The following is a 2,538-nucleotide window of genomic DNA, read 5'->3' as shown; positions in this document are numbered from 1 at the left end:
TACCCCGACCTGGGATGCGGTGGTTAGCGTGAGTACCGATGCGGCGCTGGTCGTCGGGGGCGGACTGCTCGCCAGTTCGATGAGGCAGGTGGACGACCTGGTCGATGCGGGGCTACAGCAGCTAGGGCAGCTAGGGCAGTGGGGGCGCGGTAAAGGTGGCAACGGGCGCACTGACCAGGGCAACCCGAGCCAGGGCGAACTTAGCGACAGTGGTAGTGGCCCTCAGGGGCAGGGGGCGGCGCCGTCGGCTGGGGGTGGGGCGGGGGATGTCCTAAAGGAGGGAACCTTTCCCGATGAATTATTTAGCAAGAAAGCTCCTAAGTACATTGCGCCGGGTACGAAAACTCTTGAAGGTCAATACATAAACGATAGAGGACGAGTAGAGCCTTGGAAAGCACACTACGATGATTATGGCCGACAGGTAGGTCGAACAGACTACAATGCTGGTAACAGGGCTGCGGAGATTCCCGATACTCACTATACGCGCTACGAATATGACGCGAAATATCCAGATGGGCGGCAGGTTGATAACCACTCACCAGGGGAGTTTCCAGAATGAGTATGATGCGACGGGAAAAAATTAATGAGTACTACGCTTCTTCGCCAACAAAGTATAGAGTTCTTGCTTCCTTCTTATTAAAACAAGCCTTCAGTAGTGGTGGCGTGATGAAGCAAGTCCTATCAATCGTAATGAAAAATCGTTAGATTACCCTTCTGATGAGGCGCTATATATAGATTTTTATGGGGTGAAATATTTGCAACTGTCGCAGCCAGAGCTAAGTTTGATTTCTATACCGCACTTGGAAATCCTTGTTGGAAAAGAGGAGGCGAATTCGATCGGTGGTTTCTATGTGAGAGATCCATCTCAAGAGGAAGTTGTTCGATTCTTTTGCGAAGATTTTCAGTTTGCGGTGGTATAGCACCGGGAACTAGTGAACTAGGGGGGGTACCCATCTGACAGCCACTTTCCCCTAATAGTTGAAACTAGGTAGTGAAACTAGGGGACATCCACCCAATGTAAGCCGGCCCGCAGATGTTCATGCGGCGCAGGAAATGCTGAGAGATATACAAAATGCGAGAACAGGAGGGTTGAATGAATGATCCGTACTCCAGTCGACCTGCTGAAGTTCTTTGTTTCTTATGCGCCCGGTTTCGAGAAGTACTGGTTGTCAGAGAATAATCTTAGCGTTGATGCGGCGGAAGGGTGCAGTTACGCTGGTATCTGTATGGAGTTGGGGGAAACTAGGGGACATCCACCCAATGTAGTAACAGGCAGGGCGAGAACCAGAGATATACTGTTGAGCCTAGGTCGAGGTTCCCTTCCGAATCATGAGGTGACCGTTTCCAGAGATTCGCCGTTGTCAGGCGCACCGGCCCGTGCCGGCAGGATAAGGCGCCCCCGTTTGACGGGGCGCCGCAAGATTTACGTTCCGGTAACAATAAGCTCGTAGATCCGGACATCATGAGCGTTTTGTTTGATTACTACGCGTGCGTGGGTTGCGCGGCGGTCCTGATAGAAAGTGCACGTAATTCGGCCGCTTCCCATCTGCATTGAAAAACAATCGCCACTAAGAAGATTGATCGAATCGAAGTTCTCACCGTCGCTGGAGAACTGGATCGATGTACTGGAGTTATTGGCGGCGTTGGTGTAGAGCTCAAGTCCAGAGACCTCATAGGCCTTGTCGAACTCGATGGTAATATGATCACCGACAACATTGCCGGACCAGAAATCCCCCTCGGTTTCCCCATCGTTAACCAAGTAAGCATTGTCCGAGTCGTAGGTCGCGGTCGCTTTCCCACCGTTCACTTCAGCCGCGACGTTACGAGGCTCGGGCGGTGTGTCCTGCTTGCTCGACTTGGAGGAGGATGAATCCCCTCCACAGCCGGCAATAGCCAACACGAGTGCCAAACAGAAAGCCATTTTTATCGTTTTCATTGGATACATACCAGAGATTGTAGGTACCGCCACTGCCAAACGCGGCGGCGCACTTGTTTTTCCTGTTAAGCAAATAATCAATAGAACTTTCCCGATACCCCCTATGTGTTCTCGGTCAGATCTTTACCGATAATTTTTCCGTGAAGTACACGTTTAGCGACCGGGCATGCGTATGCGAAGCGTGCTCCGGCCGAAGCTTACGGCTGTTAAGCCAGCCGCTGTATCGGCAGTTTTTGCGGTAGCTAAAGTCCTTCGTGGTGCGTTGATAGCAGTACTTGAATCAGTATCGTGTCTTTTAACGTGGTAATACCTGAATCAGGCTGTTCTGTTACGGTTACCAACGCCAGAATGCCCATCCTTGCGATCAAGTGTCCGCAAGCGGTCAAGCACTCGGTTCTTGGGTGTCCTGTGAAGCTTTGTTGGGTGTCCCGCTGCGCGACGGCGACATCCAGGACGGGCAGACCCTACAGGGCGGCCTTACCGAGGTGGATCAGTTCCTCAATCGGACTGACGACCAGCGCCTCCTGATCACCGAAGGTGCCACCAATATCAATGGTCAGGCAGTCTACGGTGCGGCGCACCAGGACAGCGGCACGATGTTC

Annotated in this window: 3 protein-coding genes; 2 read left to right on the top strand and 1 reads right to left on the bottom strand. The window is 52.4% G+C overall.

All coding sequences use genetic code 11. The features are described 5' to 3' along the window. Positions 1 to 559 (top strand): hypothetical protein (locus CAI21_RS23505; protein WP_181919609.1); only part of this gene is annotated, 559 nt, incomplete at its 5' end. 864 nt (positions 560 to 1,423) lie between these two features. Here CAI21_RS23505 and CAI21_RS22620 read toward each other — a convergent pair. Further along, positions 1,424 to 1,936, bottom strand: a complete 513-nt coding sequence (locus tag CAI21_RS22620; protein WP_181919608.1) for a discoidin domain-containing protein — start codon at positions 1,934 to 1,936, stop codon at positions 1,424 to 1,426. Positions 1,937 to 2,337: 401 nt separating this feature from the next. Between CAI21_RS22620 and CAI21_RS22615 the strand changes: the two genes are divergently transcribed. Continuing rightward, a partial coding sequence (locus CAI21_RS22615; RefSeq protein WP_220349070.1) for a hypothetical protein occupies positions 2,338 to 2,538 on the top strand: 201 nt, incomplete at its 3' end.

Source organism: Alkalilimnicola ehrlichii, assembly GCF_003399765.1.
GTDB lineage: Bacteria > Pseudomonadota > Gammaproteobacteria > Nitrococcales > AK92 > AK92.
This window is presented reverse-complemented; position numbering and strand designations above follow the sequence as displayed.

Bases quoted from the DNA above. Each gene is read 5' to 3' on its own strand.
- CAI21_RS22620 (WP_181919608.1), bottom strand. From the start codon at position 1,936: ATGAAAACGATAAAAATGGCTTTCTGTTTGGCACTCGTGTTGGCTATT.